Source organism: Kitasatospora sp. NPDC006697, from assembly GCF_042869935.1.
Classification (GTDB): domain Bacteria; phylum Actinomycetota; class Actinomycetes; order Streptomycetales; family Streptomycetaceae; genus Kitasatospora.
In genome coordinates this window covers 291,347-309,536 of sequence record NZ_JBIAGU010000001.1, presented here as the reverse complement: position 1 = coordinate 309,536, position 18,190 = coordinate 291,347, and the positions used below count along the sequence as shown (strand labels likewise).

Annotated in this window: 17 protein-coding genes; 8 read left to right on the top strand and 9 right to left on the bottom strand. The window is 73.8% G+C overall.

The features are described 5' to 3' along the window. Positions 1-34: 34 nt before the first annotated feature. The 8 genes from ACFYNO_RS01325 to ACFYNO_RS01290 all read right to left on the bottom strand — a co-directional run bounded on the left by ACFYNO_RS01325 (position 35) and on the right by ACFYNO_RS01290 (position 8,954). Positions 35-745: a DUF6215 domain-containing protein gene (locus ACFYNO_RS01325; RefSeq protein ID WP_388003264.1), complete on the bottom strand. Its 711-nt coding sequence runs from the start codon at positions 743-745 to the stop codon at positions 35-37. Between the two features lie 103 nt (positions 746-848). Beyond that, positions 849-3,431: a collagenase gene (locus tag ACFYNO_RS01320; RefSeq protein ID WP_388003261.1), complete on the bottom strand. Its 2,583-nt coding sequence runs from the start codon at positions 3,429-3,431 to the stop codon at positions 849-851. A 184-nt stretch (positions 3,432-3,615) separates the two neighbouring features. Next, the gene (locus ACFYNO_RS01315; RefSeq protein WP_388003258.1) at positions 3,616-4,332 is read right to left on the bottom strand and encodes a MerR family transcriptional regulator; all 717 of its coding nucleotides are present in this window, start codon (positions 4,330-4,332) and stop codon (positions 3,616-3,618) included. Between the two features lie 76 nt (positions 4,333-4,408). Then, positions 4,409-5,434, bottom strand: coding sequence for an isopenicillin N synthase family dioxygenase (locus tag ACFYNO_RS01310; protein WP_388003255.1), 1,026 nt, complete (start codon positions 5,432-5,434; stop codon positions 4,409-4,411). A gap of 143 nt (positions 5,435-5,577) precedes the next feature. Beyond that, on the bottom strand, positions 5,578-6,036 hold the full coding sequence (locus ACFYNO_RS01305) for a hypothetical protein (protein WP_388003252.1): 459 nt from the start codon (positions 6,034-6,036) through the stop codon (positions 5,578-5,580). A 108-nt stretch (positions 6,037-6,144) separates the two neighbouring features. After that, on the bottom strand, positions 6,145-6,504 hold the full coding sequence (trxA, locus tag ACFYNO_RS01300) for a thioredoxin (RefSeq protein ID WP_388003249.1): 360 nt from the start codon (positions 6,502-6,504) through the stop codon (positions 6,145-6,147). 28 nt (positions 6,505-6,532) lie between these two features. Further along, entirely contained in the window at positions 6,533-7,966 is a 1,434-nt protein-coding gene (locus tag ACFYNO_RS01295) for a dihydrolipoyl dehydrogenase family protein (RefSeq protein ID WP_388003246.1), read from the bottom strand. A gap of 70 nt (positions 7,967-8,036) precedes the next feature. Further along, positions 8,037-8,954, bottom strand: a complete 918-nt coding sequence (locus ACFYNO_RS01290; RefSeq protein ID WP_388003243.1) for a YbhN family protein — start codon at positions 8,952-8,954, stop codon at positions 8,037-8,039. A 271-nt stretch (positions 8,955-9,225) separates the two neighbouring features. Here ACFYNO_RS01290 and ACFYNO_RS01285 point away from each other — a divergent pair, with 271 nt between their 5' ends. The 8 genes from ACFYNO_RS01285 to ACFYNO_RS01250 all read left to right on the top strand — a co-directional run bounded on the left by ACFYNO_RS01285 (position 9,226) and on the right by ACFYNO_RS01250 (position 14,529). Then, positions 9,226-9,888, top strand: a complete 663-nt coding sequence (locus ACFYNO_RS01285; RefSeq protein ID WP_388003240.1) for a hypothetical protein — start codon at positions 9,226-9,228, stop codon at positions 9,886-9,888. A 105-nt stretch (positions 9,889-9,993) separates the two neighbouring features. Next, positions 9,994-10,812 (top strand): DsbA family protein, encoded by an 819-nt coding sequence (locus tag ACFYNO_RS01280; protein ID WP_388003237.1) that lies wholly within the window; start codon positions 9,994-9,996, stop codon positions 10,810-10,812. Beyond that, entirely contained in the window at positions 10,809-11,408 is a 600-nt protein-coding gene (locus ACFYNO_RS01275; RefSeq protein WP_388003234.1) for a vitamin K epoxide reductase family protein, read from the top strand. Before ACFYNO_RS01280 ends, ACFYNO_RS01275 begins: the two co-directional genes overlap by 4 nt. Before the next feature lie 115 nt (positions 11,409-11,523). Next, positions 11,524-12,249: a DUF4232 domain-containing protein gene (locus ACFYNO_RS01270; RefSeq protein ID WP_388003231.1), complete on the top strand. Its 726-nt coding sequence runs from the start codon at positions 11,524-11,526 to the stop codon at positions 12,247-12,249. Next, on the top strand, positions 12,246-12,623 hold the full coding sequence (locus tag ACFYNO_RS01265; RefSeq protein WP_388003228.1) for a hypothetical protein: 378 nt from the start codon (positions 12,246-12,248) through the stop codon (positions 12,621-12,623). Before ACFYNO_RS01270 ends, ACFYNO_RS01265 begins: the two co-directional genes overlap by 4 nt. 75 nt (positions 12,624-12,698) lie before the next feature. Further along, positions 12,699-13,253, top strand: a complete 555-nt coding sequence (locus tag ACFYNO_RS01260; RefSeq protein ID WP_388003226.1) for a hypothetical protein — start codon at positions 12,699-12,701, stop codon at positions 13,251-13,253. Between the two features lie 47 nt (positions 13,254-13,300). Next, positions 13,301-13,840 (top strand): sigma-70 family RNA polymerase sigma factor, encoded by a 540-nt coding sequence (locus ACFYNO_RS01255; RefSeq protein ID WP_388003223.1) that lies wholly within the window; start codon positions 13,301-13,303, stop codon positions 13,838-13,840. Next, the gene (locus ACFYNO_RS01250; RefSeq protein WP_388003220.1) at positions 13,837-14,529 is read left to right on the top strand and encodes a zf-HC2 domain-containing protein; all 693 of its coding nucleotides are present in this window, start codon (positions 13,837-13,839) and stop codon (positions 14,527-14,529) included. Before ACFYNO_RS01255 ends, ACFYNO_RS01250 begins: the two co-directional genes overlap by 4 nt. A 7-nt stretch (positions 14,530-14,536) precedes the next feature. Here the strand turns inward: ACFYNO_RS01250 and cobN are convergent, their stop codons facing one another. Then, on the bottom strand, positions 14,537-18,145 hold the full coding sequence (gene cobN / locus ACFYNO_RS01245; protein WP_388003217.1) for a cobaltochelatase subunit CobN: 3,609 nt from the start codon (positions 18,143-18,145) through the stop codon (positions 14,537-14,539). Between the last annotated feature and the right edge of the window lie 45 nt (positions 18,146-18,190).

The window sequence follows — 18,190 nt, the reverse complement described above, 5'->3', positions numbered from 1 at the left end:
CGCCCCCAGGCCGTGCACCGGCGTCGGCCGGTGGTCAGTGATCGGACTCTAGCCGAGGGTCCGTGGTGCTCGGGTCCCAGCCCGGCAGGGTGGGCAGAACGGCGGCGGCGACCCGGTAGAGGCCGGCGTCGTCCGGGGTGCCGGTGTCCTGGCGCCAGATCGCGAGTTCGTACGAACCGCCGCGCCCGTTCGGGTGCTTGCCGACCACCAGGTTGTGCGCGACGCCGCCCGGCGCGCTCTTGCCGGAGGAGGAGCCGCCGCCGAGCGAGAAGCTGAAGCCGATGGTGCCCATCTCATAGGTGGTGCTGAGGTGGCCCAGGACCTGGGAGCGGTGGTGCGCCGCGGAGCCCATGATCTCGGCGTCGGTGACGTCCTCCTCGTCGTCCTCGGTGAGGCGGATGGAGACCTGGCCGATCTGCACCTCGGCGCAGTGGACGACCTGCCTGGTCCCGTCCGCGCCGGTCCAGTGCGAGAGGCCGGGCCCGGCGACGCTGACCCGCTCGGCGGGCGTGCCGACCAGGAGCGGCAGGTCGGCGCGGTTCAGTGCGGCGCAGAGCGCGGGGTAGCGGGGCGAGTCGTCGGCGGCCGCGGGCTTGCAGGCTGCCGCCTTGGCCCGGTCGGCGCCCTCCTCGTGCTTCTGCAGCACGAAGAACCCCGCGACCAGCACCGCGCCCATCACCAGTGCCGACACCACCTGCGCATCCACCGACATGCCCGGCTCCTTGGCCGGTTGTTCCTCAGTCACGCGCGGACATTATCCGACGGTCAGTTCGGATGCATAGCGCTTTGAACGGCGGAGCGGCCCGGAGCCGTGGGGGGCTCCGGGCCGCTGGGCGGGTGACCGCGGGTCAGTACTGCGTGGTGAGGGTGACGCCGCTGAAGTCGGTCTGCGCGTAGAGGCTGATGTAGCGGTAGCCGGCCGTGCTGTTGGTGACGGTCAGGCTCTGGTCGGCGGTGCCGTAGGTGGTGGAGCCGTTGTAGTAGGCGTTCGGGGTGGCCCAGTTGTACGGGTTGTAGATCAGGTAGGCCGTGCCCTTGCCGCCCGAGCTGTTCACCTTCAGGGTGCTGGTGCCGGCCGGCAGGTAGATGTAGAAGTAGTCCAGGTTGCCGGCGGTCGCGGAGAGGTTGGTCCGCGAGCAGTTCTGGCCCATCGCCTGGGGGTTGGGGTCGGTGCACGGGGCGGTGCCGCCGCCGCCGGTGCTCGAGCCGGCGCTGACGGTGACGGACTGGGTGATGCTCGCCGTCTTGCCGTTGCTGTCGGTCACGGTGAGGCCGACGTTGTAGCTGCCGGCCGTGGCGTAGGTGTGCGAGGGGTTCTGGGTGGTGGCGGTGGCGCCGTCGCCGAAGTTCCAGGACCAGCCGGTGACGTGGCCGCTGCCGGCCTCGGTGGACTGGTCGTCGAACTGCACGGCCAGCTGGGTCGGCGCGGCGGTGAAGGCGGCGGTCGGGGCGCCGCCCACCGTGCAGGCGCCGGCGGCGCAGGCGTCCAGCCAGCTGTTGAACTCGGCGTCGTAGGCGGTGCCGATGGAGTTGTAGACCGCGTAGCCGCCGGTGTAGTCACCGGTGCGGAAGTGGCCGAGCATGGTGTAGATGACGTCCGGGTGCTTCTCGAACATGAAGCGGACGGCCAGGTAGCCCCACGGGTAGGTGCGGGTGCTGTTGCTGTTGCCGTATGTGGTCTGGAACAGGGTGCTGAGGTTGTAGGTGTGCTTGGGCGCCTCGGCGATCGCGCCCGTGTCGGTGAGGTTGCGGTAGCTGTAGGAGACGTACTCGGCGACGCCCTCGATCCACCAGATGTTCGGCACGGCGGTCTGGGCGGTGAAGTTGCCCTTCATGTCCAGCCGGCCGTCCAGGGCGTGGGTGTACTCGTGGTTGAGGTTCCACACGCCGGCCGTGAAGCCGTTGTCACCGCTCTGGTAGGTGATGGAGATCGGCTTGTTGTTCGGGTCGGTCACGTCGGTGCCGACCAGCGTCATGCCGCCGTTGTTGGTGTCGATGCCGAAGATGCCGCCCGCGTAGGTCACGTAGTCCTGCCGGGAGGCGAACGTGATCATCTGCAGGGTGTTCTCGTACTGGCCGGCGATCGGGCCGTTGTCCTTGAACAGGCTGTGGGCGAAGCCGTCCTGGCCCTGCAGGCTGGCGCAGACCGCGGCCAGGTCGGCATCGGTCATGCTCTGCGCCAGGATGTCGTGCGTCGAGTCGCAGGCGTGGTCGATCGGCAGCGCCGCCGCCTTCAGCTGCGTCGGCAGGTCACAGGTGCCGAAGTACGAGCAGTCGGCCTTGTCGTAGTAGTTGAGCATGCCGGCGACGCCGACCCAGAGCGGGGCGGTCGGGCCGGCGATCTTCGAGACGTCCATCAGGCCCTTGGCGAGCGGCTTGACGGTGTTGAGCAGCGCCGGGTGCTCGCTGAACCGGGACATCTCCAGGCCCGCGTTGGAGTCCAGGAAGGAGTTGGCGCCGCCGAGCAGTGCGGTGTGGTTCAGCGCGAAGCTGTCCAGCGCGGTGATGATGCTCGGGTCGGCGGTCACCGCGGCGACGTAGTCGGCGTTCTGGTGGCCGCGGAAGAGCGGGGTGTAGATGCTGTTGGCGAAGTTCACCATGTACCAGGACGCGTCCCAGGAGCTGTTGTACGCGTTCAGCACCTGCTTGTAGGCGTTGAGGTAGCGGGCCTGGAGGTTGGCGCTGTCGATCAGGACCATGATCCCGCCGGCGACCTCGCCGTTGCCGTCGCTGACGTCCAGGAAGTGCGGGCCGGCCACGAAGGCGTCGAGGGCGGCCTGCACGGCGCTGGTCAGCGCGGCCGAGTAAGCCGGGACGTCGCTCGGGTGGTAGTACTGCACGTAGTAGCCGGCCTGGAGGAAGTAGGCCAGCTGGTGCACGCCGGTCGCGTTGGTTCCGTCGTAGGAAGCGGCGGCGCTGCGCAGGCCGTTGGCGGCGGCGATCATCTGGCTCTCCCGGAACACACCGTTGGCGTCGCCGCCGGTGATGAGGAAGAGCGAGCTGATGCAGTCGATGGTCGAGCCCTGGATGTAGCTGACCAGGTCCGAACCGCTCCGGCCGCTGAAGTCGGACGGGTTGCACGAGGTGTTGGCTGCACCGGCTGCGGCGGCCGGTCCGGCCGCGCCCTGGGCCCGGACGGGACCCTTGGCGAGCTTGGGAGCCGGGGCCTTGGGGGCGGCCGACTGGGGGGAGCGCGGGGGGATCAGGGCGGGGGCGAGCTTGCCGACCTGGGTCGCGGCGTCGGTGTCGAGGCCGGAGGCGGCGCCGGTGGGGGCGATGCCGCTGGGGTGTGCGGCCGTGGGGGCCTGGGTGACCTGACCGGCCTTCACCGTGGGGGCGGCGAAGGCGGGAGAGGCCGCGAAGCCGGCGGCCGCGGTGGTCGCGGCGGCCAGCAGGGCCAGGGTCTTCGGCAGCCGGGAAGGCTGACGCATCGGCACTCCTTGGTGGGGGTCGGAGGAGGTCTTGGACTCGGTGGAGGTGTGAGCACCGTCTCATGTGACATGTCATACATTCAATGCCGTATGACATAGCACCTGAGGTCCTCGCGACATATGATCAGCCACCGCCCGAAGGGCGTGGCGGAAAGACGATGGCAGGCGAACGAGGCCCGCCGGCTCAGTCCTCCGCGGGCCCGGGGGCCTCGTCCGCCAGCTGTTCGGCCAGCGAGCGGTGGAACGCGGTGACCAGCGCCTGGGCCAGCAACGGTTCGATCCGGCCGGTCAGTTCGCGCATCCGGTCGACCTCGGCAGGGGACGGCTCGCCCTCCCGGAACGGCTTCCAGACGGTCTCCCGGAAGAGCCGGTGCAGCTCGCGGGCGGTCGCCTCGCTGTGCAGCCGGACCACCGCCCGGGTGGCCAGGATGGTCTCCAGCGGGATCGGCAGGTCCAGCACCCGGGCGCCGAGCGGCAGCAGCCCGGGGTCGACCCGGAAGACCTCCGGCCGGTCGGTGCGGTGCAGCGCCCCCATCGCCACCAGCCGGTCCAGGTCGGCGGCGCTCAGCTCGCGCCCGACCCGGCGGGCGAGCTGAGCGGTGTCCGCCTCCTCGGTGTGCTCCGGGGTCCAGGAGGCCACCAGGGCGCGGTGGATCGCCAGGTCCAGCGCGCCGACGTCGGCCGGGAGCTGCGCCAGGTAGCGCTCGATCGCGGCCAGCGTGAGCCCCTGGCGCTGCAGCTCCTCGATCAGCTCCAGCCGGTCCAGGTGCTCCGGCCCGTACCAGCCGACCCGGCGCGGGCCCAGCTCCGGCGGCGGCAGCAGGCCCCGGCCGCTGTAGAAGCGCAGCGTCCGCACGGTCACCCCGGCGCGGGCGGCGAGTTCGTCAACGGTGAGGCGCAAGGGTGCTCCTGGTGGGACAGTCCTGCTGTGACAGTAGCAGTGGCGTCCCCACCGGGTCAGGCGTGTGCGGGTCCGGTCAGGCGTGTGCGTAGTAGCGGCGGGCGACTTCGGGATGGGCCCGCTGGTACCCCTTCAGCTCGTTCCAGCCGAACTCCGCGTGCAGCGGGTTGGCCGGGTCGTCGGTGGCCCCGGGAGCGTGGTGCGAGTGCGGGAACTCCAGCGGCGCTATGTGGGCGTCCAGGCGCGGGTTGTAGAAGAACGGCACCGAGTAGCGCTCGGCCCCGCCGGGCGGGCTGACCACCCGGTGGTTGGTCGCCTTCAGGTAGCCGTCGGTGGCCACCTCCAGCAGCTCGCCGAGGTTGACCACGAAGGCGCCGGGCAGCTGCGGCACGTCCAGGAAGCCGCCGTCCGGCATCTCCACCTGCAGCCCCGGCACGCCGTCGGTGAGCAGCAGGGTGAGGAAGCCGTAGTCCTTGTGCGCGCCCACGCCCTGGCCGCCGCCGGTCGGGGCGGCGCCCGGGTAGCGGACCAGCTTGAGGTGGAGCGCGGGGCGGTCCTCGAAGGCCGGGTCGTAGAAGTCGGGCCGGGCGCCGATCGCGGTCAGCAGCTCGTGCAGCAGCCGCCGGGCCACCTCGCTGAGTCGGTCCATCCAGTGCAGCGCGGCCGCCCGCAGCTCGGGCAGCGCGGCCGGCCACTGGTTGGGGCCCTCCAGCAGCCAGTACTCCGGATCGCCCGGCGCCGGTCGGTGGGCGGGCAGCTCGGGGCCGATGTCCAGCTGGTCCCGCCAGTCGCTGCGGCCGCCGGTGCGCTCGGCGCCGATCCGGGTGTAGCCGCGGAAGTGCGGGGAGTTGAGATTGCTCAGGGCCAGCCGGTCGGCCTCGGGGAGGGCGAAGAAGGCGTGCATCGCGCTGGTCAGCCGGGCCGTCTCCGCCGCGTCGATGCCGTGGCCGACCAGGTGGAAGAAGCCCACCTCGGTGGCCGCGCGGTGCAGTGCCGAGTGCAGGGCGGCGCGCTCGGCCGGGCTGCCGTCGGCGGCGGAGAGGTCGATGACGGGCAGGGAGTCACCGGAGTGGGAGTCGGTCCGGTGGGAGTCAGAGGACATCAGGGTGGCCGTTCGATGTGGTTCGGCCCGGTCCGGTCCCGGCGGTGGCCGGGGCGGGGTGGGAGCGCCGCACTGGGTCGGGCGGTGCTCCCGGGACCGGGGTTGGGATTATTAGTGGTTCTTCTTGGTGGTCCTACATGTGATTATGAGGGTGAGTCCTCGATGTCGTCGATGGCCAGATCGGCCAGCCGCAGCTGGTAGCGGACCTGGAGGGTGCTCTCGTCCGGGAAGTACTCGGTGAGAACCACCGTGGTGTGGCCGGCGCCGCTGTCGCCCTGGGCGACCGCCCAGTCGGTGGGCACCTGCTGCGAGCGGAAGACCGGGTCGGCGCCGTGCTCGGCGGCCCACTCGTCGAGCTTGCCGTTGAGGTAGTCGGTCAGGTACTGGCGGCGGACGTCGTAGGCCCGGACCGGGTCGCCGTCCTCGACGGCGGACCAGTAGTCGCTGAAGAAGGCGTTGACCTTGTCGGACGCCGGGGTCCGGGCGGCCGTCGACGCGTGGGTGTGCGGCGGCCGCCCGGCGGCCAGGGCGGGCGCCGGGGCCAGCAGGCCGGTGAGCGAGAACGCGAGGGCCGCCACGGCGGCGGTGCGGAGTCGGATCATGGCGACCAGTCTGCGAGCGGTCGGTGACGCTCCGTGTGTGACGCGCTGACGCTGCGTCGGAAGTCGATCGGCTCGACTTCCGACGCAGCGTCAGGGGCTGGTGGAGCCTCAGTTCTCGGCGGCGATCTTCGCCCGCACCTCGTTCATGTCCAGCTGCTTGGCCTGCTGGATCAGGTTCTCCAGGGCCGGCGCCGGCAGCGCCCCGGCCTGCGCGAAGACCAGGACGTTCTCCCGGACGATCGCCAGGGTCGGGATCGAGGTGATGTTGAAGGCGGCCGCCAACTCCTGCTGGGCCTCGGTGTCGACCTTGCCGAACACCACGTCCGGGTGGGCCTCGGCGGCCTTGTCGTAGACCGGGGCGAACTGGCGGCACGGTCCGCACCAGGACGCCCAGAAGTCGATCAGAACGAAGGAGTCCTCGTTCACGACCTGGTCGAAGTTGTCCTTGGTCAGCTCCACGGTAGTCATGCTCGCCCCAACGAGCCCGGCCCCCGGGCTATTCCGCCGGGAGGTCGCGCAGCGTCTCCAGCAGCCGGAGCCAGATCTCGCTCACCGTCGGGTAGGCGGGCACGGCGTGCCAGAGCCGGTCCACCGGCACCTGGCCGGCCACCGCCACCGTCGCCGCGTGCAGCAGCTCGCCCACCCCGGGGCCGACCAGGGTGGCGCCCAGCACCACCCGGCGCTCCCGGTCCACCACCAGCCGGGCCCTGCCCTGGTAGTCGTCCGCCACCAGCGCGGCGCCCGCCACCTGGCCCAGCTGGTAGTCGGCGACGAGCACCGGGCGGCCCGCCCGCTCGGCCTGCTCGGCCGTCAGTCCGACCGCCGCCACCTCCGGCTCGGTGAAGACCACCTGCGGCACCGCCGCGGTGTCGGCGGTGGCCGCGTGCGCGCCCCAGGGCGCGGTGTCCAGCGGCCGGCCGGCCGCCCGGGCGGCGATCACGGCCCCGGCGATCCGCCCCTGGTACTTGCCCTGGTGGGTGAGGAGCGCCCGGTGGTTGACGTCCCCGGCCGCGTACAGCCAGCCGCCCGGCACCCCGGTCACCGCGCAGCTGTCGTCCACCGCCAGCCAGTCGCCGTCCCGCAGGCCCACGCTGGCCAGACCCAGGTGCTCGGTGCGCGGCGCCCGGCCGGTGGCGAACAGCACCTCCTCGGCGACCAGCCGCCCGCCGCCGGCCAGCTCCACGGTCACCTGCGGGCCGTCCCGGTGCACGGCGGCCGGCTCGGTGTCGAACCGCACCTCCACGCCGGCCGCCCGCAGCCCCGCCGCGACCAGCTCGCCGGCGAACGGCTCCAACTTCGGCAGCAGCGCCTGCCCGCGGACCAGCAGCACCACCTCCGCGCCCAGCGCCCGCCAGGCGGTGGCCATCTCCACCCCGACCACCCCGCCGCCGACCACCACCAGCCGGGACGGCACGGTCGGCCAGCTGGTGGCCTCCCGGCTGGTCCACGGGCGGGCCTCGGCCAGGCCCGGCAGCTCCGGCAGCACGGCCCGGCTGCCGGTGCAGACCACCACCGCGTGCCGGGCGGTCAGCGCCAGCTCGCCGCCCTCGGGGGTGCGCACCAGCACCCGCCGATCGCCGTCCAGCCGCCCGGCGCCGCGGATCAGTTCGGCGCCGATCCCGTCCAGCCAGGAGACCTGGCCGTCGTCCTTCCAGTGCGAGGCGAAGGAGTCCCGGCGGGCCAGCACGGCGGCCGCGTCCAGCCCGCCGGTGGCCGCCTCCCGGGAGCCGGCCACCGCGCGGGCGGCGGTCAGCGCCGCCGGCGGGCGCAGCAGCGCCTTGCTGGGCATGCAGGCCCAGTACGAGCACTCGCCGCCGACCAGCTCGTGCTCCACCACGGCGGTGCGCAGGCCCGCCGCCCTGGTCCGGTCCGCCACGTTCTCGCCGGTCGGGCCGGCGCCCAGCACGATCACGTCGTACTCGGTCGTCATTCCGTCACTCCCCAGGGTGGTTGGTCGTCAAGTCAGACCATCCTCGGGCAGCGCGGGCCCTGACGGGGGTTCAGAGCGCCTTGTGTCGCTGCAGGATGCCGAAGGCCAGCCAGCCCGGCAGCACCGGCAGCAGCACGGTGATGATCCGGAACAGCACCACCGGGGCGATGGTGTTGCCCAGCCCCGTGGTCTCGGCCAGCAGCGCGGCCGTGGCCAGCTCCACCCCGCCCATGCCGGCCGGGGTGGGCACCGCCGAGCCCAGCGCGTTGCCGAGCAGGAAGGCGACCGCGACGGTGGCGAAGGAGGGGTGCGCGCCGGTCGCGCGGACGCAGCAGTAGAGCGCCGAGATCAGCGTCATCGAGATCAGCACCTGGCCGACCACGCCGACCGCCAGGTGGCGCGGGTGGCGGGCCAGCTCCCAGAGCCGGGCCAGCGCGCCCTCGGTCAGCGGCACCAGCTTGCGCAGCGCCCAGCGGCGCAGCCGGGGCGCGACCAGCAGGGCGAGGGCGAGCAGCAGCAGCACGGCCAGGGAGGAGAGCAGCACCCAGCCGACCACGGTGTCGTCGGAGCGGCGGTGGTCGGGGCGGAAGCCGGTCAGCCAGAGGAAGAAGGCCAGCTGGCCCAGGTGCAGCACCAGGCCGATCAGCGCCCCCGCGCCGACGCTGGAGGCCGCCGGGCCCGGGGCGATCCCGGCCCGCAGCAGCAGCCGGGTGTTCAGCGCCACGCCGCCGAAGCCGCCCGGCGCGACGAGTCTGACGAAGGAGCCCGCGAGCTGGGCCAGGGCGGCCCGGCCGAACCCTATTCGCTCGGGCACGAAGCCGAGGAAGCCCATGGCCGCCGCCGGATAGCTGGCGGCGGCGGCCAGCACCGCCAGTACCGTCCAGCGCTGGTCCACGCCCTCCACCAGGCGGACCGGGTCCACGGCGGAGTGGGTGCCCTGCAGGTAGACCAGCAGGGCGAAGACCAGTACGGCCGCTATGGTGATCATGGTCCGTGGTCGGAGCCAGCCCGGCCTGCGGACAGTCGAAGTCTGCGGTGTCCCCCTTGTCACCGATGCATGTTTTCACGCCCGAACCTGCGGCGCTTACTCCTCAGGGATGACTTCGGGTTGGCCCCGAGGGGTACCGTGGGTGGATATCACGGCGCTCTCCGTGGCGGCTCGAGCAGTGTGCGACCTTTCGCCCGAGCGGTGTGCGAGCAGGGCTTGAGCAGTGTGCGACCTTATCTTCGCCAGACCGCCCCATGACATACTCCGGACCGTGACCACCTGCCGAACGACCCGGATGCTGCGGGCGCTGCTCTTCGCCGCGCTCGCCGTTCCGCTGGCCGCGGCCGGGCAGGTGGTGGTCACCGGGCGTCCGCTGCCGCTGACCGTGGTGGCCGGGGCCGTGGTGGCCGTGTTCTTCGCCGCGCTGGTGGCGGCCGGGGCCGAGCGCGGGTTCGCGCAGATCGCCGCCCTGCTGCTGCCGGTGCAACTGCTGCTCAACACCACCTTCAACCTGGGCCAGTCCAGCTGTGCCCCGGCGCCCGGCGTCGAGCACCGGGCGGCCGCCTCCCGCGGGCTGGACCTGATGGTCTGCGGCGGCGGGCAGGTCGGCGGCGCGCAGAGCGCGCTCGACCTGGCGCCCGCGCTGCTGGAGCTGGTGCTGCTGACCCTGCACCTGGCCGTCGCGCTGCTCGGCGCGCTCTGCCTGCGGCTGGCCGAGGCCGCCCTGGTGCGGCTGCCCGACCTGGTCGGCGCGCTGGCCCGGCTGGCCACCCACGCGCTGGGCGCGCTGCTGCTGCTCGCCCCGCTGCCCGCCCGCCCGGCGCCCGCGGTGCCGCTGCCCGAGCCCAGGCCCGAGCACGCGCCCACCGAGGACCTGCCGCTGGCCCGGGACCGCCGCCGCGGACCGCCGGCGTCCTTCGCGCTCGCCGCCTGACCTCCCCCGTCCGCGGGGAGCGGCCGGCCGGAGCGCCGACGCCCACCTCCTCCGCAGCGACCCAGCGCCGGTGCCGACCGACCCGGCGCGGACGGGAACCCCACCATGAGCACCTCCAGCCACCAGAAGAAGCCCGGCGCCGCCGAGCAGCAGGCCGCCCGCCGCGAGAAGCTGCGCCAGGCGCAGCTCGCCGAGGACCGGCAGAAGCTGCGGCAGCGGATCGTGATCGCCGGCTCCGGCGTGCTCGCGCTGCTGCTGATCGGCGGCATCGCGATCGCCGTCGGCACCGGCGGCCACGACGGCCCGGGCGGCACGGCCGTGGCCGCCAGCAGCGCCCCGCTGGTCACCCCGGCCAACGCCGGCGGCACCGACGGCACCGTGGTCACCTACGGCAAGGCCGACGCCCCGCACACCCTGGACGTCTACGAGGACTTCCGCTGCCCGATCTGCAAGAAGTTCGAGAACGCCGACGGCCCGCTGGTGCAGCAGCTCGCCGACGCCGGCGACTACAAGATCAACTACCACCTGGCCGCCTTCCTGGACGACAACCTCGGCGGCAAGGGCTCGATCACCGCGCTGGCCGCCGCCGGCGCCGCGCTCAACCAGGGCGTGGACGACTTCAAGAAGTTCCACGACGTGCTCTACGCCAACCAGCCCGCCGAGCAGACCGACGGCTTCGGCAGCAACGCCAAGCTGCTGGACCTGGCCGGCCAGGTGCCGGGCCTGAGGACCGACGCCTTCACCGCCGCCGTGCAGGACGGCACCTACCTGCCCTGGGCGCAGAAGGTCGCCGCCGCCTTCGACAAGAGCGGCGTCACCGGCACCCCGACCATGAAGCTCGACGGCAAGGCCCTGAACCTGTTCGACGGCGCCGGGAACCCGGTCGGCGCCGAGGACTTCAGGAAGCAGGTGGGGGCGGCATGACCGCCGTCGAGGAGCAGCGCCGCGGCTACGCCCGGCTGCTGCTGGCGGCCGGCCTGATCGGCCTGGCCGCCTCCGCGGTGCTCACCGTCGACAAGATCCGGCTGCTGGAGAACCCGGGCTACGTGCCCAGTTGCAACATCAACCCGATCATCAGCTGCGGCTCGGTGATGCGGACCGCGCAGGCCTCGGCCTTCGGGTTCCCCAACTCGCTGCTGGGGCTGGTCGGTTTCGCCGTGGTGGCGGCCGCCGGCGCCGGCCTGCTGGCGGGTGCGCGGTACCGGCGCTGGTACTGGCTGGGCCTGCAACTGGGCACGCTGGGCGGCGTGCTGCTGGTGCACTGGCTGATCGGGCAGACGCTCTACCGCATCGGCGCGGTCTGCCCGTACTGCATGGTGGTCTGGGCCGTCACCATCGTGCTCTTCTGGTACACCACGCTGGCGAACCTGCGCACCGGGGTGATCCCGGTGCCGGAGCGGCTGCGCGCGGTGGTGCGGGAGGTGGACCGCTACCACTGGGTGGTGCCGGTGCTCTGGTACGCGGTGATCGCGCTGATGGTGCTCAACCGGTTCTGGTACTACTGGCGGACCTTGCTGTGAGTGCCAGGAGTTGACGGGTCGTCACCGAATGCCCGGGTTTCGCAACAGCCGCACCCTGCGGGGAATGCGGCGGGCGGGCCCCGGGCATACGGCGGTGCAGTGGAAGGAGTCCGCGATGTCCCCGAAACTCGCCGCCGCCGCCGTCCTGCTGGTGGGCGGTCTCACGCTGACCGCCTGTTCCTCGTCCGGCTCGAGCTCGGTGGGGAAGCCGGCCGCCCCTGCCGCCGGGTCGAGCCTGCCCGGGCCCGGCGGCACGGGCCAGGAGCAGCTGCCGCCGACCGCCGCCGCCGACCCGGCGCCCGCCTCGCCCGCCTCGCCCGGTCCGGAGAGCGCGCACCCCAGTGCCGCTCCCAGTGCCGCCGCCCCGAGTGCCGCCGCCCCGAGTGCCGCCGCCCCGGGCAGCGCCGCCCCCGCCGGCACGCCGAGCACCGCCTGCACCGCGACCCAGCTCACCGTCGTGCAGGGCGACCCCTCGGTCGGCGCCGGCCAGTACGACTCGACGCTCACCTTCACCAACACCTCCTCGCACACCTGCACGCTGACCGGCTACCCGGGCGTCTCCTACGTCCCCGACACCGGCGGCCAGCCGGGCAACCCCGCCACCCGCAGCGGCGTGGCCTACCAGCCCGTCACCCTGCCGCCCGGCGGCACCGCGCACGCCGCGTTCCACGACGCCAACGGCGTCAGCGGCTACGACCCGGGCCAGTGCCAGCTGACCGCGGCCACCGGGCTCAAGATCTACCCGCCGGACCAGAAGACCGCGCTCTTCCTGCCCTGGAAGACCGAGCACTGCGCCGGAGCCGGCATCCACTCGGCGCGGATCGGCCCGATCACCGGGTGAGCGCGGGATGGGGCTGGTACCTCGACGCGCTCGCCCGGTACCTGTTGCTGCTCTTCGCGGGGTGCGCGGCGCTGGCGCTCTGGCAGCTCCGCGCCATCGGGTTCAACCGGCTCCACGTGCTGACGACCGGCCTGCTGGGAATCGCCGTCTACCTGGCGCTGGCGACGTCCAGCGCGGCACTGCTGGGCCTGCTGGCGCCGCTGCGGCGGGTGCGGGCGCAGCGGGCGCTCGCCGCGGCGGTGCTGCTGCTCCCGGCCGCGGCGATGGCCGCGGTGCTGCGCCAGGAGCCGGTGCTGCTGGTGGTCGGGGCGTTCCAGGCGGGTTTCGCGCTGGTGCTGCTGCCCAGGGCGGGAGAAGAGGACGAGAACGGTTGAACGGAAGGTCCGGCCGGTGCGTAACCCCGGGTGAGCCGCGCTGAGCGCGCGGCGCCACCGGACGGGAGATGCACCATGTCGACCATGCGCCGGGCCGGGATACTGGCGGCTTCGGGGGCCGCCGTGCTGGCCTTCGCCACCGCCTGCGGCTCCAGCGGGCACACCACGGCTTCGCCGACGAGCCCGGCGCCGGGCAACACCGCGCCGGCCACGCCGATGCCGAGCCAGCCCGCCAACGCCATGGTCAAGGCCGTCGGCAGCAGCACCGGCCTGGGCCAGATCGTCACGGACGGCAACGGCTTCACGCTGTACCGCTTCGACCAGGACACCAACAGCCCCTCCGCCTCGCACTGCACCGGCGGCTGCGCCACCACCTGGCCCGCGGTCACCACCACCGGCCAGCCCAGCGGCACCGGCTTGTCCGGCACCCTGGGCACCATCACCCGGGACGACGGCAGCAAGCAGGTCACCCTGGACGGCTGGCCGCTCTACCGGTTCGCCGGCGACACCAAGGCCGGCCAGACCAACGGCCAGGGCGTCAACGGCACCTGGTGGGCGATCACGCCGGCCGGCGGCAAGGCGATGGCCGCCAGCACCTCGCCCACCGCCCCGCCGACCAGCGGGTACTGAGGCGTGGCGGCTTCCGGGGAGCGCGTGCCGTGCGCCAGGATGGAGTGGTGACCGAGGACCGCCGTGGCGCCCTGGGCGGCGACACGGACGAAGAGCTGATGCGGGCCCTCTACCGGGAGCACGCCGGCCCGCTGCTCGGCTTCGTCCTGCACCTGGTGCACGGCGACCGGCAGCGTGCCGAGGACGTGGTCCAGGAGACCCTGGTCCGGGCCTGGCGCAACGCCGACCAACTGGACGGCGGGCGCGGTTCGCTGCGGCCCTGGCTGGTCACGGTGGCCCGGCGGATCGTGATCGACGGCCACCGGCGCGAGCTGGCCCGGCCGCCGGAGACCGACCCCGGACCGCTGGAGCTGCTGCCCGCAGAGGACGAGCTCGACCGGGCGCTGCGGATGATGACCGTCACCGACGCGCTCGGCGCGCTCACCCCGGCGCACCGCCAGGTGATCGTGGCGACCTACCTGCGGGGCCGCACCGTGCCCGAGGCCGCCGCCGAGCTGGGCATTCCGGAGGGTACCGTCAAGTCGCGGCTCTACTACGCGCTGCGATCGCTGCGGCTGGCACTGGAGGAACGAGGGGTGACGTCGTGACCGAATCCGCGGAGCGGGACGAACCGCACCTGGCCGTCGGTGCGTTCGTCCTCGGGCTGCTCTCCCCGGAGGAGCAGGTCGCCTTCGAGGTGCACCTGGCCGACTGCGCGCGCTGCCGGGCGGAGGCCGACCGGCTGGGCGGGCTGGCGCCGCTGCTCGCCGAGTACGCGGCCGCCGGCGCCGAGCCGGTGGAGCCCAGCGAGCAGCTGCTGGACGGACTGCTGGCCGAGGTCGCGGCCGTCCGCCGCCGTCGGCGGACCAGGCGGCGCTGGCTGGCGGCCGTCGCCGCCGTGCTGGTGTTCGGCGGGCCGGCCGTCACGGCGGCCGTGCTGGACGCCGGGCCGGCCGGACCGCCCGCCGCCACCGGCAGCCCGGCCGCCGTCACGCGGACCGCCACCGGCCCCGGCGGGGCGAGCGCCACGGTCGGTGTGGCGCCCGCCGCCTGGGGCAGTTCGGTCACCCTGGCGCTCTCCGGCGTGACCGGGCCGCGCAGTTGTGACCTGGTCGCGGTCTCCGCGCAGGGCGCCGAGCAGACCGTGTCCAGCTGGACCGTGCCGAACACCGGCTACGGACCGGCCGCCACCCTGCACACCGGCGGCGGCACCGGCTTCGCCCCGGGCCAGCTGGCCCGCTTCGAGGTACGGGACCTGACGAGCGGTCAGGTCCTGGTGGCCGTGCCCGCTCCCTGACGGTCCGTCAGTCCTCGCCCTCCAGGTCGCCTTCCGCCTCCAGGAAGGCGGCCTGCAGCTCGGCCAGCAGCGCCGGGTCCGGCTCCGCCCACAGGCCGCGCTCCGCCGCCTCCAGCAGTCGCTCGCTGATACCGTGCAGCGCCCAGGGGTTGGCCTCGGTCAGGAACTCGCGGTTGACCGGGTCGAGCACGTACTCCTGGGTCAGCCGCTCGTACATCCAGTCCGCCACGACACCGGTGGTGGCGTCGTAGCCGAACAGGTAGTCCACGGTGGCCGCCATCTCGAAGGCGCCCTTGTAGCCGTGCCGGCGCATCGCCTCCAGCCAGCGGGGGTTGACCACCCGGGCGCGGAAGACCCGGGCCGCCTCCTCGGTCAGGGTGCGGGTGCGGACCGTCTCCGGGCGGGTGGAGTCGCCGATGTAGGCGGCCGGCGCCGAGCCGGTGAGAGCGCGCACGGTGGCCACCATGCCGCCGTGGTACTGGAAGTAGTCGTCGGAGTCGGCGATGTCGTGCTCGCGGGTGTCGGTGTTCTTCGCCGCCACCGTGATCCGCCGGTAGGCGGTCTCCATCTCCTCGCGGGCCGGCCGGCCGTCCAGGCCGCGGCCGTAGGCGTAGCCGCCCCAGACCGTGTAGACCTCGGCCAGGTCGGCGTCGGTGCGCCAGTCCCGGCTGTCGATCAGCTGCAGCAGGCCGGCGCCGTAGGTGCCCGGGCGGGAGCCGAACACCCGGACGGTGGCCCGGCGTTCGTCGCCGTGCTCGGCCAGGTCGGCCTGCACGTGGGCGCGGACGAAGTTCTGCTCGTCCGCCTCCTGCTGGGCCGCCGCGAGGCGCACCGCGTCGTCCAGCAGGGCCACCACGTGCGGGAAGGCGTCCCGGAAGAAGCCGGAGATCCGCAGCGTCACGTCGATCCGGGGACGGCCCAACTCCTCGAGCGGGACGGCCTCCAGGCCGGTGACCCGGCGGGAGGCGTCGTCCCAGACCGGGCGGACGCCGAGCAGCGCGAAGGCCTCGGCGATGTCGTCGCCGGCCGTGCGCATCGCGCTGGTGCCCCAGAGCGAGAGGCCCACCGAGGGCGGGAACGCCCCGTCGTTGTCGGCCTGGTAGCGCTCGACCAGCGAGGCGGCCAGCGCCTGGCCGGTCTCCCAGGCGAGCCGGCTGGGCACCGCCTTCGGGTCCACCGAGTAGAAGTTGCGGCCGGTGGGCAGCACGTTGACCAGCCCGCGCAGCGGTGAGCCGGACGGGCCGGCCGGCACGAAGCCGCCGCCCAGCGCGTGGATCACGGCGTCCAACTCGTCGGTGGTGCAGGCCAGTCGGGGCACCACCTGGCGGGCGGCGAAGTCCAGCACCTCGGCCACGGCGGCCGGGAGGCCGTCGGCGACCTTCGCCACCGCGTCCACCGACCAGTCGGCGGCCTCCATCGCCTCGACCAGCTCGCGGGCCTTGGCCTCGGCCGCGTCGGTGGCACCCAGGGTGAGCGCGGCCTCGTCCAGGCCCAGCGCCTCGCGCAGGCCCGGCAGCGCGCTGACGCCGCCCCAGACCTGGCGGGCGCGGAGGATGGAGAGCACCAGGTTGACCCGGTCGGTGCCGGTCGGCGCCTGGCCCAGCACGTGCAGGCCGTCGCGGATCTGCGCGTCCTTCACCTCGCAGAGCCAGCCGTCCACGTGCAGCAGGAAGTCGTCGAAGCCGTCGTCCTCCGGGCGCTCGTCCAGACCCAGGTCGTGGTCCAGCTTGGCGGCCTGGATCAGGGTCCAGATCTGGGCGCGGATCGCGGGCAGCTTGGCCGGGTCCATCGCGGCGATGTTGGAGTGCTCGTCCAGCAGCTGCTCCAGGCGGGCGATGTCGCCATAGGAGTCGGCCCGGGCCATCGGCGGCACCAGGTGGTCGACCAGGGTGGCGTGCGCGCGGCGCTTGGCCTGGGTGCCCTCGCCCGGGTCGTTGACCAGGAACGGGTAGACCAGCGGCAGGTCGCCGAGCGCCGCGTCCGGCCCGCACTCGGCGGAGAGCGCGGCGGTCTTGCCGGGCAGCCACTCCAGGTTGCCGTGCTTGCCGAGGTGGACCACGGCGTCCGCGCCGAAGCCGCCGTCGGCCTGCGCGGCCGCGATCCAGCGGTAGGCGGCCAGGTAGTGGTGCGAGGGCGGCAGGTCCGGGTCGTGGTAGATCGCCACCGGGTTGGCGCCGAAGCCGCGCGGCGGCTGCACCAGCACCAGCAGATTGCCGGCCCGCAGCGCGGCCAGCACGATGTCGCCGTCCGGGTTGTGGGTGCGGTCCACGTAGAGCTCGCCCGGGGCCGGGCCCCAGTGCTCCTCCACCCGCTCGCGCAGGCCGGCGGGCAGCCCGGCGTACCAGCGGCGGTAGTCGGCGACCGGGATCCGGACCGGGTTGCGGGCGAGCTGGTCCTCCGTCAGCCAGTCCTGGTCGTAGCCGCCCGCCTCGATCAGCGCCTTGATCAGCGCATCGCCCTCGTGCTCGTCGGCGGTGGGCTCCATGCCGGGGAAACCCTCGCCCAGCTCCCAGCCCTCGGCGCGCAGGCGCCGCAGCAGCCGGGCCAGGCTGGCCGGGGTGTCCAGGCCGACCGCGTTGCCCACCCGGGCGTGCTTGGTCGGGTAGGCGGAGAGGACGACCGCGAGGCGGCGCTCGGCCGGCGGGATGTGGCGCAGCCGGGCGTGCCGGACGGCGATGCCGGCGACGCGGGCGGCCCGCTCGGGGTCGGCGACGTAGACGGTCAGGCCGTCCTCGTCCAGCTCCTTGAAGGAGAACGGCACGGTGATCAGGCGGCCGTCGAACTCCGGCACGGCGACCTGGGTGGCGGTGTCCAGCGGGGAGAGCCCGTCGTCGCTGCCCGCCCACTGCTCGCGCGACCAGGTGAGGCAGAGCGCCTGGAGGATCGGCCGGTCGAGGGCGGCCAGCGCGCCCGCGTCCCAGGCCTCCTCGTCGCCGCCGGCCTGCGCGTCGGCGGGACGGGTGCCGCCGGCGGCCAGCACGGTGGTGACGATCGCGTCGGCCGCGCCCAGCTCGGCCAGCAGTTCGGCGGGGGCGCCGCGCAGCGAGGAGCAGTAGTAGGCGCGCGCCTGGCCGCCGGCCTGCTCGATGGCGGTGCAGAGCGTCTCCACGAAGGCCGTGTTGCCGCTCATGTGGTGGGCGCGGTAGTAGAGGACGGCGACGGCCGGGCCGGTGGTGGCTGCTGCTGCTCGCTCCAGCGGGCCCCAGTCGGGGGCGGAGGCGGGCGGCGCGAAGCCGTGGCCGGTGAGCAGCACGGTGTCGGAGAGGAAGGCGCCCAGCTCGGCCAGGTTGGCCGCACCGCCGTGCGCCAGGTAGGCGTGCGCCTCGGCGGCCAGGCCGGCCGGCACCGTGGACAGCTCCATCAGCTGGGCGTCGGGCGCCTGCTCGCCGCTCAGCACGATGACCGGGCGCGGCCCGGCCAGCAGCGCGTCCAGCCCCTCCTGCCAGGCCCGGCGCCCGCCGAGCAGCCGCACCACCACCAGGTCGGTGCCCTCCAGCAGTTCGGGCAGGTCGGCGGGGGTGAGCCGGGCCGGGTTGCCGAGGCGGTAGGCGACCGGGCCGTTCGACGCTCGGGCCGAGAGCAGGTCGGTGTCGGAGGTGGAGAGCAGCAGGATCATGCGGCGGCCTTCCTCGGGGTCCGCGCCCCGGGCTGGAGGGTGAGG

What these genes read in the sequence shown, in the direction of transcription:
- ACFYNO_RS01320 (WP_388003261.1), bottom strand. Translation starts at nt 3,431, where the DNA reads ATGCGTCAGCCTTCCCGGCTGCCGAAGACCCTGGCCCTGCTGGCCGCC.
- ACFYNO_RS01310 (WP_388003255.1), bottom strand. Translation starts at nt 5,434, where the DNA reads ATGTCCTCTGACTCCCACCGGACCGACTCCCACTCCGGTGACTCCCTG.
- ACFYNO_RS01305 (WP_388003252.1), bottom strand. Translation starts at nt 6,036, where the DNA reads ATGATCCGACTCCGCACCGCCGCCGTGGCGGCCCTCGCGTTCTCGCTC.
- trxA (WP_388003249.1), bottom strand. Translation starts at nt 6,504, where the DNA reads ATGACTACCGTGGAGCTGACCAAGGACAACTTCGACCAGGTCGTGAAC.
- ACFYNO_RS01295 (WP_388003246.1), bottom strand. Translation starts at nt 7,966, where the DNA reads ATGACGACCGAGTACGACGTGATCGTGCTGGGCGCCGGCCCGACCGGC.
- ACFYNO_RS01290 (WP_388003243.1), bottom strand. Translation starts at nt 8,954, where the DNA reads ATGATCACCATAGCGGCCGTACTGGTCTTCGCCCTGCTGGTCTACCTG.
- ACFYNO_RS01280 (WP_388003237.1), top strand. Translation starts at nt 9,994, where the DNA reads ATGAGCACCTCCAGCCACCAGAAGAAGCCCGGCGCCGCCGAGCAGCAG.
- ACFYNO_RS01275 (WP_388003234.1), top strand. Translation starts at nt 10,809, where the DNA reads ATGACCGCCGTCGAGGAGCAGCGCCGCGGCTACGCCCGGCTGCTGCTG.
- ACFYNO_RS01270 (WP_388003231.1), top strand. Translation starts at nt 11,524, where the DNA reads ATGTCCCCGAAACTCGCCGCCGCCGCCGTCCTGCTGGTGGGCGGTCTC.
- ACFYNO_RS01260 (WP_388003226.1), top strand. Translation starts at nt 12,699, where the DNA reads ATGTCGACCATGCGCCGGGCCGGGATACTGGCGGCTTCGGGGGCCGCC.
- cobN (WP_388003217.1), bottom strand. Translation starts at nt 18,145, where the DNA reads ATGATCCTGCTGCTCTCCACCTCCGACACCGACCTGCTCTCGGCCCGA.